General features: G+C 37.1%; 14 protein-coding genes and 1 pseudogene. 8 read left to right on the top strand and 7 right to left on the bottom strand.

Annotation, left to right across the window (positions count from 1 at the left end; all coding sequences use genetic code 11):
* The first annotated feature begins 377 nt into the window (after window positions 1-377).
* Together QFZ28_RS19345 and QFZ28_RS19340 are read left to right on the top strand one after the other, a co-directional pair.
* Window positions 378-1,655 (top strand): hypothetical protein, encoded by a 1,278-nt coding sequence (locus QFZ28_RS19345; RefSeq protein ID WP_307196159.1) that lies wholly within the window; start codon window positions 378-380, stop codon window positions 1,653-1,655.
* Between the two features lie 261 nt (window positions 1,656-1,916).
* Window positions 1,917-2,465, top strand: coding sequence for a DUF2179 domain-containing protein (locus QFZ28_RS19340; protein ID WP_307196158.1), 549 nt, complete (start codon window positions 1,917-1,919; stop codon window positions 2,463-2,465).
* Window positions 2,466-2,700: 235 nt separating this feature from the next.
* Here QFZ28_RS19340 and QFZ28_RS19335 read toward each other — a convergent pair whose 3' ends face one another.
* Together QFZ28_RS19335 and QFZ28_RS19330 are read right to left on the bottom strand one after the other, a co-directional pair.
* Window positions 2,701-3,672: a bile acid:sodium symporter family protein gene (locus tag QFZ28_RS19335; protein ID WP_307196157.1), complete on the bottom strand. Its 972-nt coding sequence runs from the start codon at window positions 3,670-3,672 to the stop codon at window positions 2,701-2,703.
* Between the two features lie 547 nt (window positions 3,673-4,219).
* Window positions 4,220-5,090 (bottom strand): annotated as a pseudogene (locus QFZ28_RS19330) (SDR family oxidoreductase).
* Window positions 5,091-5,401: 311 nt separating this feature from the next.
* Here QFZ28_RS19330 and QFZ28_RS19325 point away from each other — a divergent pair.
* Window positions 5,402-5,605, top strand: coding sequence for a hypothetical protein (locus QFZ28_RS19325; RefSeq protein ID WP_307197109.1), 204 nt, complete (start codon window positions 5,402-5,404; stop codon window positions 5,603-5,605).
* Between the two features lie 1,158 nt (window positions 5,606-6,763).
* Here QFZ28_RS19325 and QFZ28_RS19320 read toward each other — a convergent pair.
* Both QFZ28_RS19320 and QFZ28_RS19315 read right to left on the bottom strand, forming a co-directional pair.
* Complete coding sequence (locus QFZ28_RS19320; protein ID WP_307196156.1) at window positions 6,764-7,420, bottom strand: tetratricopeptide repeat protein; 657 nt, start codon at window positions 7,418-7,420, stop codon at window positions 6,764-6,766.
* 59 nt (window positions 7,421-7,479) lie between these two features.
* On the bottom strand, window positions 7,480-8,667 hold the full coding sequence (locus QFZ28_RS19315; RefSeq protein WP_307196155.1) for an acetyl-CoA C-acetyltransferase: 1,188 nt from the start codon (window positions 8,665-8,667) through the stop codon (window positions 7,480-7,482).
* Window positions 8,668-9,275: 608 nt separating this feature from the next.
* On the opposite strand from QFZ28_RS19315, the gene QFZ28_RS19310 reads away from it, so the two are divergent.
* Both QFZ28_RS19310 and katG read left to right on the top strand, forming a co-directional pair.
* Entirely contained in the window at window positions 9,276-9,458 is a 183-nt protein-coding gene (locus tag QFZ28_RS19310; protein ID WP_307196154.1) for a Fur-regulated basic protein FbpA, read from the top strand.
* A gap of 246 nt (window positions 9,459-9,704) precedes the next feature.
* Window positions 9,705-11,912: a catalase/peroxidase HPI gene (gene katG, locus QFZ28_RS19305; RefSeq protein WP_307196153.1), complete on the top strand. Its 2,208-nt coding sequence runs from the start codon at window positions 9,705-9,707 to the stop codon at window positions 11,910-11,912.
* 143 nt (window positions 11,913-12,055) lie between these two features.
* On the opposite strand, the gene QFZ28_RS29835 is transcribed toward katG, so the two are convergent.
* Both QFZ28_RS29835 and QFZ28_RS19300 read right to left on the bottom strand, forming a co-directional pair.
* On the bottom strand, window positions 12,056-12,265 hold the full coding sequence (locus QFZ28_RS29835) for a 5'-nucleotidase C-terminal domain-containing protein (protein WP_373428089.1): 210 nt from the start codon (window positions 12,263-12,265) through the stop codon (window positions 12,056-12,058).
* Window positions 12,243-14,894, bottom strand: coding sequence for a bifunctional 2',3'-cyclic-nucleotide 2'-phosphodiesterase/3'-nucleotidase (locus QFZ28_RS19300; RefSeq protein ID WP_373428088.1), 2,652 nt, complete (start codon window positions 14,892-14,894; stop codon window positions 12,243-12,245). Before QFZ28_RS19300 ends, QFZ28_RS29835 begins: the two co-directional genes overlap by 23 nt.
* Before the next feature lie 243 nt (window positions 14,895-15,137).
* On the opposite strand from QFZ28_RS19300, the gene QFZ28_RS19295 reads away from it, so the two are divergent.
* The gene (locus tag QFZ28_RS19295) at window positions 15,138-15,968 is read left to right on the top strand and encodes an alpha/beta fold hydrolase (protein WP_307196152.1); all 831 of its coding nucleotides are present in this window, start codon (window positions 15,138-15,140) and stop codon (window positions 15,966-15,968) included.
* 366 nt (window positions 15,969-16,334) lie between these two features.
* Here QFZ28_RS19295 and QFZ28_RS19290 read toward each other — a convergent pair whose 3' ends face one another.
* The gene (locus QFZ28_RS19290; RefSeq protein WP_307196151.1) at window positions 16,335-17,474 is read right to left on the bottom strand and encodes an MGDG synthase family glycosyltransferase; all 1,140 of its coding nucleotides are present in this window, start codon (window positions 17,472-17,474) and stop codon (window positions 16,335-16,337) included.
* Between the two features lie 147 nt (window positions 17,475-17,621).
* On the opposite strand from QFZ28_RS19290, the gene QFZ28_RS19285 reads away from it, so the two are divergent.
* Together QFZ28_RS19285 and QFZ28_RS19280 are read left to right on the top strand one after the other, a co-directional pair.
* Window positions 17,622-19,007, top strand: a complete 1,386-nt coding sequence (locus QFZ28_RS19285; RefSeq protein ID WP_307196150.1) for an MFS transporter — start codon at window positions 17,622-17,624, stop codon at window positions 19,005-19,007.
* Window positions 19,008-19,233: 226 nt separating this feature from the next.
* On the top strand, window positions 19,234-19,434 hold the full coding sequence (locus tag QFZ28_RS19280) for a hypothetical protein (RefSeq protein ID WP_307196149.1): 201 nt from the start codon (window positions 19,234-19,236) through the stop codon (window positions 19,432-19,434).
* Window positions 19,435-19,777 lie beyond the last annotated feature (343 nt).

The following is a 19,777-nucleotide window of genomic DNA, read 5'->3' as shown; positions in this document are numbered from 1 at the left end:
AGAATCGAAGAAGTAATCCATATCGGTTTTTAAACTATAAAGTAGCGGAGCTGAGGTTCTGCTACTTTTTTATTATTTTTTTTAAATTGATAATTTCCATTAATATTAATCAAATATGAACCTAAAGTCTCAATATGCATACTTTTAAAAAATTCCTTGTTTAAATCAAACATAATAGGGTACATAAAAACTGTCTGGAACCGCCAAAAATCACGAATAGGCAGGAAACTTAGCATGGATGGGTTTAACTTTGCGAATTTTATGTGAAGTGTACCACCAATGCCCCGTTAAGAGCTGACAACGTTTAATAACAAAACCTGTATAGCAGAAAGAATGTTTATAATGATTAGAAAATTAATAGGAAGAGGGGATTACGATTGGAAAAGGAAATTAAAGTAGGTATTGGCTTTGCAACAGGACGCAAGCAATTCAAACAGGTTTTAAAAACGTATATTTTTAATTGGCTGGAATCTGAATTAACCTCCAGTGATAAGGTGAGTTTAAACTTATTTGTTGCGTACGACTTAAAATACCACAATACCCAATCCACAGATTACACGAATGTGAGCACTGAATTATTGGAACAAGTTGACGGGACCTGCTTTATTGGAAATGAAAGGATGCAAAAAGAAATCAGCAGCTTAATCCAGCAGGGAATTATTAATGAGAGACAGGCAAAGCTCGTTTTCGGAAGAGGATATGCAGGTAAGCGCAATATTATTCAATATATGGCATTAAAGGAAGGCATTGATTATCTGATGTTCTTTGATGATGACGAATATCCTTTAGCTGTTACAAAAACACGCGGAATAGCCGTATGGGGCGGGCAGCAGGGTCTCCGTACCCACCTGAAACATATTCAGCATGCCGATATTACGAATGGCCACCATTGCGGGTATATCTCTCCTATTCCATATCTTGAATTTAATAATATCTTACAGGAATCCGATTTCCAGACCTTCATTCAAGCCATTAGTAATGATATTGTCAATTGGGATAAGATTAAATCGGTAATGGAAAATGGCGGTGTTACCTATGCTGACACAAAGGTATTGGTTAATGGAGAGGCAGAGGAGGTAGAAGAGGTCAGCCATTCTAAATTTATTTCCGGCTCCAACCTTTGTATTAATTTGACAAATCCAGAACGTGTCAATGCTTTTTACAACCCCCCAAACGCACGCGGGGAAGATACCTTTTTGGGAACTTGCCTTCAAGACCGCACTGTGCTGCGTGTACCAACCTATACCTTTCATGATGGTTTCTCTACATACAAGCATTTGCTGGATGGAGTACTGCCTACAAAATTAGACTACATTAAAGCCGACTCTGAAGAGGTGATTCAGCGTTTTTACAAAGCATGCATCGGCTGGGTCCGTTATAAACCGCTGTGGTTATATATTACAGATTCTAAAAATTACGAAAAAAGAATCTTGGAGATGAGTAAACAGCTGGCTGCCACTTTGCCAAAAATCTGTGAGTATTTTGGTAGGAAAGATTTCATGAAGATCGCTACCGAACTGGAAAACTATCACCGCAATGTGAAAAAGCATTATAACGATTTTATTGAAACACGTCAGGCTTGGGAAAATATTTCCCAGTCGTTCATCAATAAGACTCCGCAACAGTATAATCCAAAGATTGGAACGGGTGCCTGATTGAGACATTAATAATCATCCCTGTAGTCCTGGTCACGAAAAGACCATTTCACAGGGATGATTCCATTTATTCTACAGGATGCTGCATTAGGTTTACAGTAAATGAGAAGGGGGATAGTATCATATCGGTCAATGAAGCGCGAAGAGTATCAGTGTGTGTGAATAAATAGGGCCAACGAGTCTTTGCAGGAAAGGTACCTATAAACCGCGAAATTGATTTTTTAACATCCAGAAAAAATTTACGTAGAAAAGGAGATCAATATGTTAGTAAATCTTCTTGTGATTTTTATCCTTCAACTGGTTTATGTCCCGATAATGACGCTGCGGACGATCTTTTTAGTTAAAAACATGAGTATAGCAGCTTCATTACTCGGTATATTAGAAACTTTAATCTCAATCTTTAGCTTATCCATTGTATTTTCCGGTAATCAAAGCCTTACTGAAAAGCTTATTTATGCCGTTGGCTTCGGTGTAGGGCTATTCATTGGAACACGTATTGAAAATAAATTAGCAATTGGATACACTACGTTATATGTTAATTTAATGGACGAAAATGAAAAGTTAATTGAAGCATTAAGAAATAAAGGACTAGGGGTGACCGTCTTTGAAGGGAGCGGCCGTGACAGTAAAAGGTATCAATTAGAAATTTTGACAAAGCGTAACGTTGAAACCGAAGTCATGAAGTTTATTGAACAATATGATCCGAAGGCTTTCATCGTTTCGTATGAACCACGTAGATTTAAAGGCGGTTTTCTAGTGAAAACTATGAAAAAAAATATGAAAAATACTCAAACATATATGACCAAATAAACATACTGGTCAGCACCTTCTTAATAGGATGGGAATATGCGCGTATTTTTGAATGTTATTAGAAGGTTTCTTATCATTTAAATTTCCGAAAAAAACTTTTTGAAGTAGCAGTAAAAGATGTTCAAAAAAGAGAAAGAAGATTAATTGGGGAATTGGGTGACAAACCCATTTTCACAATTTCAAAAAAACACACCTTCATGTGGTCGATGATTTCCAACAATGAAGGTGTGGTTATCTAGTTTGTTAATTGTGAATTTTTTGTATCTGCATCGAGCGGTTTATTGTTATCCATCCGATTAAATAGGGTCGCTAATATAGGACCAGATATATTATGCCAAACACTGAAAATTGCACTTGGTACAGCAGATAATGGTGAGAAATGTGCTGAAGCAATCGCAGCACCTAAGCCGGAGTTTTGCATTCCAACTTCAATTGCAATTGCTTTTTTCTTCGATAAATCCATCTTGAATAACTTTCCAAAGAAATAGCCCAGTAAATAGCCAAGGACATTATGGAGGATAACAACTGCAAAGATGATTAACCCCGTTTTAGCAATATTTTGTTGGTTAACAGATACTACTGCGGCTACAATCGAAACAATTCCTATAATGGATACAAGCGGAAGGACCTTTACACTTGCCTGTGCTTGACGATTAAATAATTTCTTAATGAATACCCCTAGGACGATAGGTACAATCACAATTTTTACAATGGAAACAAATAGGCTGCCTGGATCTACAGGAATCCATTCGCTTGCAAGTAATAAAATAAGTGCTGGTGTTACCACAGGTGCTAGTAGTGTTGTCACTGAGGTAATGGTTACACTTAGGGGAACATCACCTTTCGCCAAGAAAGTCATAACATTAGATGAAGTCCCCCCCGGACAGCAACCTACTAAAATGACTCCTACAGCAATTTCAGGAGGTAATTGTAATCCTTTTGCAAGTAAAAAAGCAAGAACAGGCATGATTAAAAATTGACCAATAACTCCAATCGCCACATCCTTTGGACGTCTGAAAACTTCTTTAAAATCTCCTGCAGACAATGTTAGTCCCATTCCAAACATAATGATCCCTAATAGGAGGGAAATATGTGGTGCTATCCACGTAAATGCGGATGGCCAAAAAAACGAAAAGGCTGCAAATAATAGCACCCAAACGGCAAAGGTACTGCCGGCGAATTGGCTTACTTTCTCTAAAACTTTCATTTTTTACACCTCTGACTTTGAATTTTTGTAATGAAAGTTATTATAGAATACTTTTTGAATAAAAACAATAGTTAGAATATTAAAATACAACAAACTAAAGAAATAAATATTGTAAACGTTTGAATTGATAGAGCGATAAAGAAGACAGCTAAAGCGCAATTTTGATAGAAAAAGAGTAAGCTATTCCCTTTTTTTCTTCTAGTTATTTATGTTATCGTTTGTTTAAAGATATTCAGAGGTGATTCCCTATGTTTATTTTTTATCGCAGAAACGGCCGCGGGAATTTTTAAGTATTACTCGAACCACCATATTTTGTTGGGAAGAACAGGGTAATGTTTTCGATTGAAACTTCGATTTGGCGGGGAAGAGTGAGAGTCTTTTCCTACACATTAACTATTCAACCATACAGTGCATTTCACTTGTATGGTTTTTTTAGTGCTTGCCCCCAGAGCTTTAACTTTACAGAGTGCTGGGGGACAAACACAGATATGATGGCTAGGTATATGGGCTTTAGTCAAGTTATTACATACCTTTATAAGGAATCTATCTACCCATTAACGACTTTTCCACCATTAATATGCAGAATTTGTCCAGAAACATAGGATGAATCTGAATGCGATGCAAGGTAGACATATGCAGGAGCTACCTCCTCCGGCTGTCCTGGGCGCTTCATCGGTGTATCCTGTCCATGTTTACTTACCTCTTCCGCAGTAAAAGTAGAAGGAATAAGTGGGTGTCCAAATAGGTCCTGGAGCCACTCCATTTACCCTAATTCCTTTCTCGGCCAGCTGTATGGAAAGAGACCTTGTAAAGGTTGTAATCGCACCTTTTGTAGAAGAATAGTCGAGCAGCCTTGGGTGCCCTTGATAGGCTGTAATGGACGTTGTATTAATTATTGCACTTCCTTCCTTTAAATACGGTAAGGCGGCTTTTGTTAAATGGAACATAGAGAAAACATTTGTACGGAATGTCTTTTCCAGCTGATCTGAATCTATTTCCATAATACTTTCCTGGGGATGCTGCTCACCGGCATTATTGACAAGGATATCAAGGCCGCCAAGCTCATCTATTGTTTGCTGTACAGCTTTTTTACAGAAGGATTCATCACCAATGTCTCCAGCAATTAATAGGCATCTTCTACCTTGCTCCTCAACCAGCTGTTTCGTTTCTTCGGCATCATTGCTTTCATTTAAATAAATAATCGCAACATTTGCTCCTTCCTTCGCAAAAGCTATTGCTACCGAACGTCCAATTCCACTGTCTCCTCCTGTAATGATCGCATTCTTTCCTTGTAGCTTGTTACTTCCTTTGTAGTTCGGATTTTGGCTTTCTGGAAGTGGCCTCATATCCTTCTCAATTCCTGGCTGCTGGTTTTGTTCTTGTGCAGGTAATTTGCTTGGGTACTGTTCATTGTTCATTTGAATATTACCTCCTATTAAAATGGGATGTTAATTCAGTACCCTTTAGAAAGAGAGAATAAACCATTATCGTTTCTATAGCCCTTATTAATTTATCTTCAAACCTATAAAACATGAAAAAAATGTAGAAAATTCAAATAAAATGGAAAACAAAAAATGTTAAAGAGATCGAGGGAACGGGAATGATAAAAATAGAATAAAAATCTAACACATCTCAGCTGAATATTGTTGCAAAATAAGTCGTTTATAAACTTTTTGAAACCGAACAATACTCTAATGGGGGAATGTAAAATGAAAATCTTTAAACCGGAATGGCTTTCATTAAGCAAAGAAATAAAACTGAAACTTATTCGTTTAGCGATATTGGAAAACCAGAGCAAATACTCATCACGTTACTAATGAAAGCTTTATTTTTGAAAAAATCGATTCTATTAAGTTATGATTCAGAAAATATTTATGTAAAAGGGAACTCATGGAAAAGAAGATTATTACAAGCTGAAAAAGGTATCAAGTAAGTCGAGGCGTGCTAAGCATAAAAACACCAGCGTTTTTGAATAAGTAGCGGGTTCCGTTATTTATCGCAAACATTAAAATATAATGCAAAATGACCTTCCAATGTTTTTAATTGGAGGTCTTTTTGTCGTACCGCAGCAAAAAACACTACACTTTTACTAGCAATTCATATACAGAAAAATTTTGTTGTTTTTTATTAAAGGTTAGGCTCTGATATAACTGAATGTTGAATTCACTGTATATGAAAAATAAACGGTAAAATTCCGGCTAAATTGGGAAATACCCATATTTCCTTAAAAATAAGGGAAGTTTTTCCGTTTATATGATTCAAATCTTTGGATTTTGTCTTATTTAAAGCAGTTAATCGGAATATCTCCGCTTATATCCGTTTCTTAAGCTTCCCCTATATACATTAGCAGGAAATTCTCCTCCTATGTTTTAGAAGTAGTGTTCCCACTTTTCTTATTGTATTGTGACATTTGCACTGTAGCAAAAGTGTGTGCGGGGTTGCAGCTCCTATTTTTAATTTGCATGGTGAGGTAAAACTTGTTATCAGCTGCTTATTTCTATCAAGCCAACCAGACGCAGATGTATCTTTTTACGGAAATAAAGTATTAGAGGTTTCCAGAACATTAACAAATATCATGGGTGGTAAACCACCAATAGGGTTTTATAAATAGAGAAATAATAATTTTCGGCCAGGAAGGATTGGCAGATTTGAATATGACGACATAAAAAAGATGGTTTCATCATATTTATCATCAATGAGAGGTTAAAGAGGTGAAAACATGTTACGTAACGTTGGCATAAGATTCATCTGGTATCTAATCAGAAGTACAATCTTTGCTACTTTTATTGGGTGTGTCCTGTATAAGGCTGGCCTCATATCATTTCCTGGTATTTCTAAGTCCCAAAGAGCACTGAATAATATTGATCGTAATCGTAATCGAAGAGTTGGTAGAATTAGAGTAACTTAGAGATTTCTAGCTCAGAATATATATATAAACTTGAATAGCCCAATTTCTCTATTCATAAGTCCCCTTCCGCTAATCTTGGATTAGCGGAAGGGGGATTTTTATTTTTCGGAAAAAGTTTCTCGAGACAGCAACGAACGGCACCAACCCAATGTACGTTTACTGCTTTGTTGTCACTAAAATATTTTACATATATGTGCTCATATTATAATTAATTGCTTCTATATACCCTTTATTCGCAGATTGGGTCATTAATTCATAAGCCTCTTGAAATCTGTGTTGATTTTCAAATAATAATGCAAGATGGAACATGGAAGGGGGATAACCCTGGTTGACTGCAATCCTATAGTAGCTTTCGGCTTTTTTATAATCTGGTAAAAGTTCACTGTATCCGAAGTGATAAATCCTACCTAGTATATCTAATGCTTTGTTTTCATTTTGGTTTGCAGCAATATTTAGGGAGAGGAGAGCTTGATTCATATCCAAAGCAACACCTATACCTTTAAGATACATGAACCCTTGGTAATAAAGAGCTTCCGCATGTCCCTGTGCTGCAGCAACAGAAAAGTAATTGAAAGCCTTACAATAGTCTTTGACGATTCCTAATTGTTCACTACCATAATAGCAGTGTTGCCCCATTTCGAACTCCGCGCTAGGAAATCCTCTTTTTAGAGAATGACTAAGAAACTCTAATGCTTCCAGAAAGCGTTCGGCTTTATAGAATCTTTTATATTCATTAAAGAGAAACTGAGGATTAACTTTCAAATCATTTTCCTTATCAACATGACAACTATTATTATCTAGCACCCTATTCACATTTAATTCAAATTCACTAACTTTCAAAGGTTTCCCCTCCTATACATTTGATCATGGAAAGTTAATGGGTAAATGAAAATCACCTGTTAAACATTTTCTATGATGGTAGCTACACCTTGGCCTCCGCCAACACATAACGTCGCTAAACCAAAGCGGTTTTCTCTTTTTTTCATTTCATGAATTAATGTCACCAAAATCCTTGCTCCGCTAGCACCGATAGGGTGACCTAATGCAATTGCCCCACCATTTACATTTAACTTTTCTTTATTAAAATGCAGTTCTCTGTCTACTGCAATCGATTGGGCCGCAAATGCTTCGTTTGCTTCAATTAAATTAATGTCTTCTAATGATAAACGTGCTGTTTGTAGAGCATTTTTTACTGCTGGGACGGGTCCAATTCCCATAATACTTGGGTCAACACCAGCTATGGCATTTGCTTTAATAACTACCATGGGTCTAAGTTTTAATTCCTCTGCTTTTTTACGGCTCATAACAACTAAAGCCGCAGCACCATCGTTAATTCCTGAAGCATTTCCAGCGGTAACAGTCCCATTCTTATTAAATGAAGGACGAAGTTTTCCTAGACTATCTGTAGTTGTTCCAAATCTAGGGAACTCATCCTGACTGAATATGGTTACTTGTCCCTTTCGACCAGGTATTTCAACAGGGACAATTTCATCCACAAATCGTTGCGATTCAATTGCTGCCTGAGCCTTTTGTTGACTCCATGCCGCAAATTCGTCCTGCTCCATCCGGGTGATTTCATATTTCTCTGCAAGATTTTCGGCTGTGATTCCCATATGATAGTCATTCTCAGCACACCACAATCCGTCCTGAATCATGCTGTCTAGTAATTTTTGATCTCCCATCTTAAATCCATTCCGACTGCCTTTTACTAAATATGGTGATTGACTCATATTTTCCATTCCGCCGGCAACAACAATTTCAGCCTCTCCCGAAAGAATAGCCTGGGTTGCTAAGTGGACGGCTCTCAAGCCTGATCCACAGACCATGTTAATTGTTATCGCTGGTGTTTCTTGAGGTACACCAGCAGCAAGTGAAGCTTGTCTTGCTGGATTTTGGCCAACTCCTGCTTGTAAAACATTTCCCATGATAACTTGATCAACACTATCTTGTGTTATGCCAGCTCTTAGAATGGCCTCTTTTATAACTGTCGCCCCAAGCTCCTTTACTGAAACATTTTGTAAACTTCCTAGAAAACTTCCAATTGGTGTCCTAACAGCACTTACAATCACAACTTCGTTTATAGTCATTTGAATCTCTCCTATAGTGAATTTATTATACTATGTATGATTTCTACCATATGATACTACATATGGTGGGAAGTGAAATCATTAATTCATCGACAAATTTAGCTTCTTATTCAATGTATGAAGTATCCGATTGAAGAGTATTTTCATTGGCACTTGGAAGGGGGATAGGAGGTAGAAACTGCTACTAATCAAAAAAGAAAAGGAAATTATAGAATGATTTAAGAATCATAAACTAAGAAAAATTTACTCTATTTAGCAGTAAAATAATGTGTAGAATATTGGCAATTATTGTAGAAAAAAATCTGAGGTGATATCTTGTTGACCTATTCATCTGACATTATTTTTGTGAAGAATTAGGAAAACCTATTGTTTAACAGTTTGTTAATATAGTAATAATATTTTTGTTTTAAAAAAAGGATTCATCAACATAAAAATGGCAATCTATACATTTCCATCCTCCCCCTTCAGATCTGGAGGATTAGTAAATTTATTCTTAATTCATACTTTACAGGTAGGAATTGTAGGGTTATAATAAACTTAATCAAAAAATCAAATTATTAGCTGTTGTAATGAGGGAAAGACTTTGTAAAACTAAAGGAGTGTTTCTGATGAGAAATAATGATGAAAAAAAGCGGCAAAAACTTATCAATAAATTAATTTTTTTAAACGCGTATAAAAAAGAAGATCAACAGCTTTATATATTGCCGCTATCTAAATTAAAATACGAGTATAGAAGATATAAATTACAAAACCATCCGCATGGTGAGTTTGGGTCTATTCAGTGGGTATAAAATAAATTGATTACTTGTCAAAAGACTGTATGGTGTTTCCGCACCTGCAGTCTTTTTTGGTGAGAATTAAAGGCCGCAATAGATCTCCTAAATGTTACAATTTTGTGATTATCTTGGTTATTTTTTCAATTTTTAGTAATAGCTTAGTAGAATATAAATAGAATAGTTATTATCAGCCAGTTTATTTTTCTACCACTAGAAGAATAATTATTAGTTACATAGTTTTACAAAGAGAGGGGAAAAAGTATGGACGTTAAAAACAATGCTAAAGCTGAAGGGTGCCCGTTTCATCATGGAGGTGCTACTAGTCACACATCTAGCGGAACGTCAAATCGAGACTGGTGGCCAAACCAGTTAAACTTGAACATTCTCCATCAGCATGACAGAAAATCTAACCCTATGGGAGAAGATTTCGTTTATGCAGAAGAATTTAAAAAACTAGACTACTATGCTCTTAAACAAGATCTTCAGGATCTAATGACAACCAGTCAAGATTGGTGGCCTGCTGATTATGGACATTATGGTCCATTATTTATTCGTATGTCTTGGCACGCGGCAGGTACTTATCGGATTACCGACGGACGCGGTGGCGGGGGAGCAGGTGCACAGCGGTTTGCTCCACTTAACAGTTGGCCCGACAACGGCAATCTTGATAAAGCTCGCAGGCTGCTATGGCCGATTAAGCAAAAGTATGGCAACAAGATTTCTTGGGCTGACTTGCTCGTTTTAGCAGGTAATGTTGCCATTGAATCCATGGGGGGTAAGACATTTGGTTTTGGAGGAGGACGCGAAGATATCTGGCATCCAGAAGAGGACATCTACTGGGGTACAGAAACCGAATGGCTGGGTGATAGTCGTTACTCCGGAGAGCGTGAATTAGAAAATCCACTTGCTGCCGTTCAGATGGGTCTGATTTATGTTAACCCTGAAGGTCCAAACGGTAAACCAGATCCTGTTGCAAGTGGTCGCGATATCCGTGAAACTTTTGCACGTATGGGAATGAATGATGAAGAAACAGTGGCATTAATAGCCGGCGGTCATACATTTGGTAAGGCACATGGTGCAGGAGATGCTGCACATGTTGGTCCAGAACCAGAAGCTGCTTCTATTGAAGCACAAGGCCTAGGTTGGTTAAGCACACACGGCAGTGGTAAAGGTCGTGATACCATTACCAGTGGTGTCGAAGGTGCTTGGACTGCTAATCCCACACAGTGGGATAATGGTTACTTTGATTTATTATTTAAGTATCAATGGTGGCTTACAAAGAGTCCTGCAGGTGCCTATCAGTGGCTTGCTGTAGATCCTGATGAGAAGGATCTTGCACCGGATGCAGAAGATCCATCCATAAAAGTTCCAACTATGATGACCACCGCGGATATGGCATTACGTTATGACCCTGAATACGAAAAGATATCTCGTCGTTTCCATCAGAATCCTGAAGAATTTGCCGATGTATTTGCCCGTGCATGGTTCAAACTTCTTCATCGTGACATGGGTCCTAAAGTTAGATACCTAGGTCCAGAGGTTCCTAAAGAAGATCTTATCTGGCAGGATCCTGTACCAACAGTAGATTATGAATTAACAGACGCAGAAGTAGCAGAGCTTAAAGCAAAGATCCTGAACTCAGGACTTACAGTCAGCGAGTTAGTAACAACGGCTTGGGCTTCCGCAAGTACCTTCCGTGGATCAGATATGCGCGGCGGCGCTAATGGCGGCCGCATCCGTCTTGCACCACAAAAGGATTGGGAAGTGAATCAGCCAGAAATTCTCGCAAAGGTGCTTCGTGTACTCAAAGACATACAAAGTAAATTAAATAAAACAGTTAGTCTTGCCGATTTGATTGTACTAGGTGGTAGTGCTGCAGTAGAAAAGGCTGCACGGGATGCAGGCTTTGATGTAACCGTTCCGTTTGCACCTGGACGTGGCGATGCCACTCAAGAGCAAACGGATATAGAGGGCTTTGCAGTACTAGAGCCTGTTGCAGATGGTTTCCGCAACTATCAGAAGAAGCAGTATTCTGTAAGTCCAGAAGAGCTCCTTGTAGACAAGGCACAGCTTCTAAACCTTACTGCACCAGAAATGACGGTGCTTGTTGGCGGTATGCGTGTTCTAGGTACCAACCACGGCGGCGCAGAACACGGTGTATTCACAGATCGTGTAGGAACCCTCACGAACGACTTCTTTGTTAAATTGCTTGACATGGGAGTAGAGTGGAAGCCTGTGGAAGAAAACGTCTATGTAGGCCGCGATCGTAAAACAGGTAAAGTAGTGCGTACAGCAACTAGAGTCGACCTCGTGTTTGGTTCAAACTCAGTTCTACGTGCGATAGCAGAAGTTTATGCTCAAGATGATAATAAAGAAAAGTTTGTTCGTGACTTTATCGCTGCTTGGGTCAAAGTAATGAATGCTGATCGCTTCGACCTTAAATTGAAAAAGGCTCAATTAACAAGATAATGCTCTTTAAGTGCTTGGACACCGAGTTGCGGTTAATCAAATTATAATAATGAAAAAGACGACTCAAAATTCTTTTCCCAGAATTTTAGAGTCGTCTTTTTTGATACCGCATTAACCTAGTACTCTTTTAAAATTAATTGCTATTAATTTAATTTTGTCACGCGGCCTTCAATTTGAGGGTTAACTTCAACTTTGGCTTTGATATAATTCACCAATGCATCCAGGTCGACTACATCGATGGTGCGGTTAGTGATGCCAGCAAGTACTGTATAGCCATCTCCGCCGCCAGCCATATAGTTGTTCACGGTAATTGTGTAAGTTTGATTCAATTCAACAGGGGTTCCGTCCTGCACCTGTGCCGTCTGCTTTTGAAAAGGAAGGATTATGGGCTAAAACAATAATTGTTTCAACGCCTTGTGCTTTTAACTCTGCTGTATATTTGTTAATAGCCTCTGTTTCATCAGTAAACTCGATTCCCTCTGTTGCACTTGGGATGACAATGTCCGGAGTATTTGATAAAGCCACACCGATAAATCCAACTGGTACTCCGTTAACTTCTTCAATATGATAAGGCTTAAGAATCGTTTCTTTTGTTTCCTTATTAAGAATGTTTGCTGCGATATAAGGGAAACTTGCCCCTTCAAATTCACCATATTTATCGACTGTCTTCGGATGGCTTCCTCCATTGATTAGACGCATCATTTCCTTGACACCTTCGTCGAATTCATGATTCCCAACTGTGCCTACATCAAAACCAAGTTCATTCAGGATAGTGATTGTTGGTTCGTCCTGCAATAGAGCAGAAACTGGTGAACTGGCACCTACGGCATCTCCAGCATGAACGAGCAATGTATTAGGGTTTTGTGCTTCACGTTGTTTTAAATAAGCAGCTAAATATTCGACGCCACCTGCATTAAGACTGGAATTATAGGTGTCCAGCTGACCATGAAAATCATTGATTCCCAAAAGCTGAAGCTCGAATGGCTCTTGAGATTCTGCAACTGGTAGTCTCATAGAATACTTGCCAAATCCGCCTGTAACTTCACCAATAAATTCAATACCACTTTTACGTGTAATCGCATTTTGCGCGGCCGGAGAAGATTCGAACGCAACCTTTACCTCGTTTGCAACAGGGGAGAAGGTCCAGTTTCCATCCGCAGACGGATCAATGGTTTGTTGTTCTTGAATATAATCAATGATTGCCTGCCGATTCTCATCAGGATACATTTCCACGGCTGTTTGATTTTTAACACCAGGGAAATTACCGCCTGCACGGTAGTTGTTTGTCACAACAAGGAATTCCTGTTCAAAATTGATTGACTGGCCGTTGTACTGTAAATTTTTAATACGGTTTGCCTCAGGATTTACAAGATTACCATTTCCATCATACTTAGCTGGTTCTGTTACATCAATTTCATACGTTACGCCATCAATTACATCATAGTTATAGGTTGGAAAACTCGTATTAATCAATGGTTGCTCTGTATCCGCAATTGGATTAATTTGATTAAACTGCCCAGCAGACATTTCAAGCCATTCTTTTACATCCGCACCTGTAACTTTTACCGTTGCTATTGTGTTTGGATAAAGATAAAGGTCAGCGACATTTTTAATCGCAATCGTTCCTGTAGGAATATATGTATAGTAGCTGGCTCCACTTCTTCCGCCTGCTTTAAATGGCGCTCCAGCAGAAAGAATTGGCAGGTTTTCATCAGGGGTACCCTGCACTTTTTTCTCTATATACCATTTTTGAGCATTGGTCACAATCTGGATGGAAGGGTCGTCCTGAACTAAGGCAAAATAGCTGTGAATATCAGCTGTCGTTGTTCCTACCGGCTGGCGGACATAGTTAACGGTACCTTCGTGTGCTTCTTTAACAGCGGCTAATACTTTCTTATCAGGTTCAGCCAAGCTTGCTTTCGTTGTTTTATCATAAATGGCTCGTAATTCTGACTCAGATTGTTTAACTACCCATTTCCCTTTTTCTTTTGCTATTTTTAAATCAATGACACCAAGGTGGCTTCCCCAGCTTCCTGGCATAACAACAGGAACTCCATTGATCGTCCCATTTTCCGAATCTACTCCTGGTAGATTTGAATAGTTTCCAGGGAATGTGGAATGGCTATGACCGGAAATGATGGCATCGATTCCTTTTACCTTAGTCAGGTCGTAGGCGGCATTTTCCTCCAACTCAACGATTGTTTCATCGCCAATTCCAGAGTGGGCAAGGGCAATGATAAGATCCGCACCTTCTTCTTTCATTTTCGGGATTTGCGCTTCGACTGATTGTACAATATCTTTCGCAGTGACTTTCCCTTCAAGATTGGACTTATCCCATTGGGTAATTTGTGGAGCCACTGCACCGACTACCCCAACTTTAATCACTTGCGTTTTTCCGCTTTCGTCTACTACTTTCTTCTTTAAAATGGTGTAAGGCTTGAAATAATTCTCATCATTTGTTGGATCATTATCTTGGTCATCCTTATAAACATTCGCATTGACATAAGGCATTGGCGCATCGTCCAACACTTCATCAAGGAATTCCAATCCATAGTTAAACTCATGATTTCCAACAGTTGCAGCATCATAGTCTAATTGTTTCATTGCTTGAAAGACTGGATGAAGTTCTCCGTCTTCAAGCTTGTCCACTCTTGCTTTATAATCACCAAGCGGGTTTCCTTGAATCAGGTCACCATTGTCAAAAAGGAGACTGTTCACTGCTTCATCTCGCGCCTCATTGATAAGGGTAGCTGTTTTGGCCAGACCAAATTCCAATGTTTCAGCATCCTTATAATAATCATAATTATAAAGATTAGTATGAATATCTGACGTCCCAAGAATCCTTAAGGATACCTCGTGTTTTCCTGTCTGATCGGGCTTGGCAGCCATCACAGTTTTATACGAAATGGGAGCAGCTAAGACGGATAATGCCATAGTAGTTGCTGCTAATCTCTTCCCAGCTTTAAATAAAGGCTTTTTCAACGGAAAACATCTCCTTATAAATCTATTTAGTTTAAACCCTTCTTTATTATAAAAAGAAGTTCCTAGATATAAATGAGTCTAAAGGAAGAACTAATCTTAAAATTTCGTAAATTCAGGGTAAATCTTTAGTTCTAAATTCTTATTTATAAGAGCAGAAGACAATTCTTTTTATTCTCTGCATTCCCGTGTTTTTATTGATAAATAATAACACTAAATAATATACACGTTGAGGAGTGGAACCCGTTGTCTGTATATCAATTGAATCAAACATATATTAAAGTAGCTAATATCAACTTGTACTGTGAATACCTGTTGAATGACAAACCTCCAATCCTTCTGATCCACGGCTTTGCATCTTCTACCTATACGTTTCGTCGTATTATACCTTTATTACAAAGGGAGTTTTCAATCATTGCCGTTGATCTTCCCGGATTTGGGAAAAGTGAAAAGTCAACTTCATTTATTTATAGTTTTCAAAATTATGCGAAATTAATGCTTGAATGTATCGACAAGTTTGGTTTTCCTAACACTTATGTAGTTGCTCATTCAATGGGGGGGCAAATTGCGCTAAATATGGCATTAATCGCTCCTGAGAAATTAAACAAAATCGTTTTGTTATGTAGTTCTGGTTATTTGAAACGTGCAAAAAAACTTCTCATATACAGTTCATATTTACCTTTCTTTGAAAAATTCGTTCATTATTATATTAGAAGAAAAGACGTTAAAGATCACTTGAGAAACGTCTTTTTTAACCAAACATTGATCAATGATGAATTAATTCATGAATTCGGTAGACCGCTATCCGAAAAAGGATTTTATAAAGCTTTAATTCGATTGCTGCGTCATCGTGAAGGTGATTTATTACCACAACAACTTCAAGATATTCAAGTTCCGACACTATTAATTTGGGGAGAGGATGACCGAGTCGTACCTGTAAATGTAGGTCGGCAATTAGTTCGAGATTTACCGGATGCCAAGTTAATTACATATGAAAAAACAGGACATTTAATTACGGAGGAAAGACCAGAGCTTGTTTTTAAGAATATATTGATGCATACGATCCATCAAATATAGTGAAAAATGAGAGAAGCAGACTCAAACATGTTTTTTCTCAATAACATTTTGAGTCTGCTAATTTTTATTTAGGCTCTGTTATTATTCATTGTTGATTTTCGTGTAGGCTTGAGAATTCATAGGCGGAGAATTTCCGGCTATTGTATATAGAGGAAGCTTAAGAAGCAGATATAAGCGGAGATATTCCGGTTAAGCTACTTTAAATAAGACAAATTCCAAGGATTTGGATGCAATAAGCGGAAAAACTCCGCTTATTTTTAAGGAAATATGGGTATTTCCCAATTTAAACGGAAATTCTCCGCTTATTTTCCAAACACAGTGAAATCAACATTCAGTTTTAACAGAGCCTTTATTTAAATACTGAATTTAAGAAAGTTTTACTTTTGTTTCTTCATAGTTAGGATCACCGACATTCAGAATGAATTGTAGAATGTCTTCAGCTGCATTTGCATTTATAAATTTTCTTTGGCAGTAAATAATTTTATTTAGGTATTCTCCATCATTTTCAATTAATTTGTTTATTGTTTGCGTAATTTCTTTTGGATTTTTACATACCACTCCCAAATTTAATTTTTCAGCGAAGGTTGGATTATCCTCTTCTTGACCGGGCAAAGCCCCAGTAATAATAAGGGGAGTATTGGATGCTATTGCCTCAAACATAACATTAGGACTTCCTCTGGTAAAAGCGATATCAGAAGTTAGCATTAAATCTTGGATATTCTGGGTGAAACCATAAATCTCAACTCTATCACCATATTTGGCCTTAAGGGATTTTTCCAGCTTCATTTTGAGTTTATCATTTTTCCCGGCAACAATTTTTACTGTACAATCAAAATCTTTAAGCAGGTTTTCAGCTATTTTCTTCATATTTCCTACACCTTCTCCACCGCTCATGATCAGGCATTTTAAAGATTGTCCATTTTTATAAAATTTTCGTTGGTTATGGTTCTTCAGAAAAAATCGGGATCGGACTGGAAATCCTGAAACCTTTATTTTCTCATCCGGAATCCCAAATTCAATGCACTTATTTTGGGCTTCAAAAGTTGGACTAATAATGTAATTTGCCCTAGTATCCGCCCAAAGGGGATAAATGTTTACAAGATCGGCAATTAGAGTAATGAAAGGGATATTTATATTTTGCTTTTCTAATATGTTCAAGATTGACCCATTAAAGTTAGGATGAACGGATAATATGAGATCTGGTTTAACCTCGGCAAGTAATTTTAGAAAATTTTCCCTAATTAAAGCTTCTATGAAATTATCAACCAAAGAGGGTTTTAAAGCTGAAAGTTTCCAAATCATCTTCCATAGATTTTCTGAATTTCTTGTAATTGGGCCATAGGATTTTCCTATATTTATCAGCAACTGTTTACCTAGTGAAAAACCATCAACTACATGTATTTTTACTTCATTATGAGTTTTAACCCTTTCACATAGAGATTCTGTTATACTTTTATGACCATGCCCTGTATGGTCGGAAGAAATAATTAATAATTTCTTTTCCAAAAGATCAGCCCCTTGTTAATGAAATAGTAAAACAAAAATTACCACGAAAATGTAAATTTCATATTAAGTTTTATTAAATTCGAATTAAGAGATGGAAAACTTAGATAAGATTGTAAATGTATTAAAAACATATACAAAGGGGCAGTATTGTCTTTGAAAAGCTCAAATTTGAAAATCAGGTATACAATATTTGTAATTATTATACTTGCTGCCTTTGAACATATTGTTATTGGATTATTTCCTCCACTTATCCAATACATGGCTAAGGATTTAAAAGTAGATATTGCTAGTTTGGGTTTTGTGTCAGCCGCCAATATCTTAGTCGCTTCTATTTCCTCTCTTTATTGGGGTTACCTTTCAAGGAAGTATCAACGTAAGAAGATGTTAATTGCAGGTACACTCATTTGGACTGTATCAATATTCTTGACTTCATTCAGCAACAGTTATTTTCAACTTTTGATTTTTCAAATAGGAACAGGGTTTGGCTTAGGCTGTATTGCGTCAATTGGTTTCAGTGTTATAACCGATTATATTCCCTATCAAAAACGCGGTTTCATTTTAAGTTTTTGGGGCATGGCACAAGGAATGGGCGGAATATCAGGATCTATTCTGGCTTCTTTAACTGTTGAGAACAACAGCTGGAAATGGCCTTTTGAAATTGTTGGCTTTATTGGCTTGTTTGTTGTTTTTAGTATTCTTTTTATCCAAAATCCAATCAGAGCTGAATCAGAATTAAAACTAAAAGATTCTTACACCAAGAATCAGGAAGCAAAACATATAAAATTGTTTAACTCAAATGGCAGCAATGTATATTTGTTTTTGCAGGCATTTTTGATGAATATTGCAACAGGGAGCCTGATTTGGATACCAACCTTATATATATATAAAATAATGCAGCATGGTTACAGTATGGGAACAGCAGTGATTGTCTCAGGTTATCTTTATGCAATTTTTCAGATTGGAGGTATAGCGTCCATCTATTTCGGGCATCTCGGCGATAAATTCCAAAGGAAATCCTTTAAAGGAAGAGCTTATTTAACTGCATTTTTCGTTTTTATTTCAATGCCCTTGTATATTTTGTTATTTAATTTGCCAATGACAAACCTATCAGTATCAACTGGCAAAAATGAATTCATTATTTTAGTCAGCATTTTAGAACAAATTTTCATAAATCCATGGATAACACTTATGTTTGTCATATCTCTTTTTGCTTCTGCGGCCCAATCAGCCAACACACCTAATTGGATGGCACTCTTAACAGATGTAAATCTTCCTGAATATAGAGGGATTGCATTTAGTATCGCTAACCTATTCAATAGTTTGGGCAGGGCAGTAGGTAACGCAGGCGTTGGGATATTGCTTGGAATTTTATCCAATCGATTCACCGAGCCCTATAGCTATATCTATACTTTATCAATACTGCAAATTTTCCTAATACCATCTACCTTATGCTATTTGAAAATGTCCAGAAATAATGTGATTAATATAAAGTATGTTAATAAAATTCTAAAGAAAAGGGCTGGAAAGGTTTAAGGGACGGACACCAGTGGAAAATAGTTCCTTTAATTGTAAGTACCACTAAATTATATTAGGAGTTCGTAACTTCATTATTAATTTAATGTAAAGAGTATGTATATATTTTGTATGTGGAGTTCGTTCAATCAAGGCGAGGCGACATTTTACAGAAAATTTACAAGGATTTTATTAATGTTTGGCAAATTCTTTACGTAAGTAATATAAAAGGGAAAGGAAGTGGAGTATGAGATATCAACGAACGTTTTTTATGATTAATGATTTGATTATCGAAGTCAAAAAACCTGAAATAACGCTAAAAAAAATCAAAGTAACGAAAATAAAAATTGAAAATGAAGAATATAGAATGCTTCGAAAAAAATTCGATGAGGATTTATTTCATATTGAAAAAAAGCCTGAAGGATGGTACATAACAGAAAAAGAGTAGGCACTCTTAATTGATAAAACAGTCTCTTACCAGTTATATAATTACAGTTGCCGTTCCTAATGGAACGGTTTATTATTCTGGTTTTAACACTAAAGAATTCGTATGATTTAGCTACTGAAAAGCTTAAATAGAGTTTTTTGTTCTGAGTACACCTCCTAAATATTTACATAATAAGACAGAGGGATTAATTGGAATTGATAGGGTGATACAATGAATTACGAAGCACTAGTCATACTGTTTATTATAATCGTGGGAGGCTTTGGCTGCTTGTACTTCATTCGTTTAGACCGGAGACGATATGGATTTCTTCTTTTAGTCAGTATCGTTTACACGTCATTGTCAT

Origin of the sequence: Neobacillus niacini, from assembly GCF_030817695.1 — a bacterium.
GTDB classification, from domain to species: Bacteria; Bacillota; Bacilli; order Bacillales; family Cytobacillaceae; genus Neobacillus; species Neobacillus niacini_F.
Note: the sequence above shows the minus strand (reverse complement) of the source record. Positions and strands in the feature narration are given on the sequence as shown.

What these genes read in the sequence shown, in the direction of transcription:
- QFZ28_RS19340 (WP_307196158.1), top strand. Translation starts at nt 1,917, where the DNA reads ATGTTAGTAAATCTTCTTGTGATTTTTATCCTTCAACTGGTTTATGTC.
- QFZ28_RS19335 (WP_307196157.1), bottom strand. Translation starts at nt 3,672, where the DNA reads ATGAAAGTTTTAGAGAAAGTAAGCCAATTCGCCGGCAGTACCTTTGCC.
- QFZ28_RS19325 (WP_307197109.1), top strand. Translation starts at nt 5,402, where the DNA reads ATGGCTTTCATTAAGCAAAGAAATAAAACTGAAACTTATTCGTTTAGC.
- QFZ28_RS19315 (WP_307196155.1), bottom strand. Translation starts at nt 8,667, where the DNA reads ATGACTATAAACGAAGTTGTGATTGTAAGTGCTGTTAGGACACCAATT.
- QFZ28_RS19310 (WP_307196154.1), top strand. Translation starts at nt 9,276, where the DNA reads ATGAGAAATAATGATGAAAAAAAGCGGCAAAAACTTATCAATAAATTA.
- katG (WP_307196153.1), top strand. Translation starts at nt 9,705, where the DNA reads ATGGACGTTAAAAACAATGCTAAAGCTGAAGGGTGCCCGTTTCATCAT.
- QFZ28_RS19280 (WP_307196149.1), top strand. Translation starts at nt 19,234, where the DNA reads ATGAGATATCAACGAACGTTTTTTATGATTAATGATTTGATTATCGAA.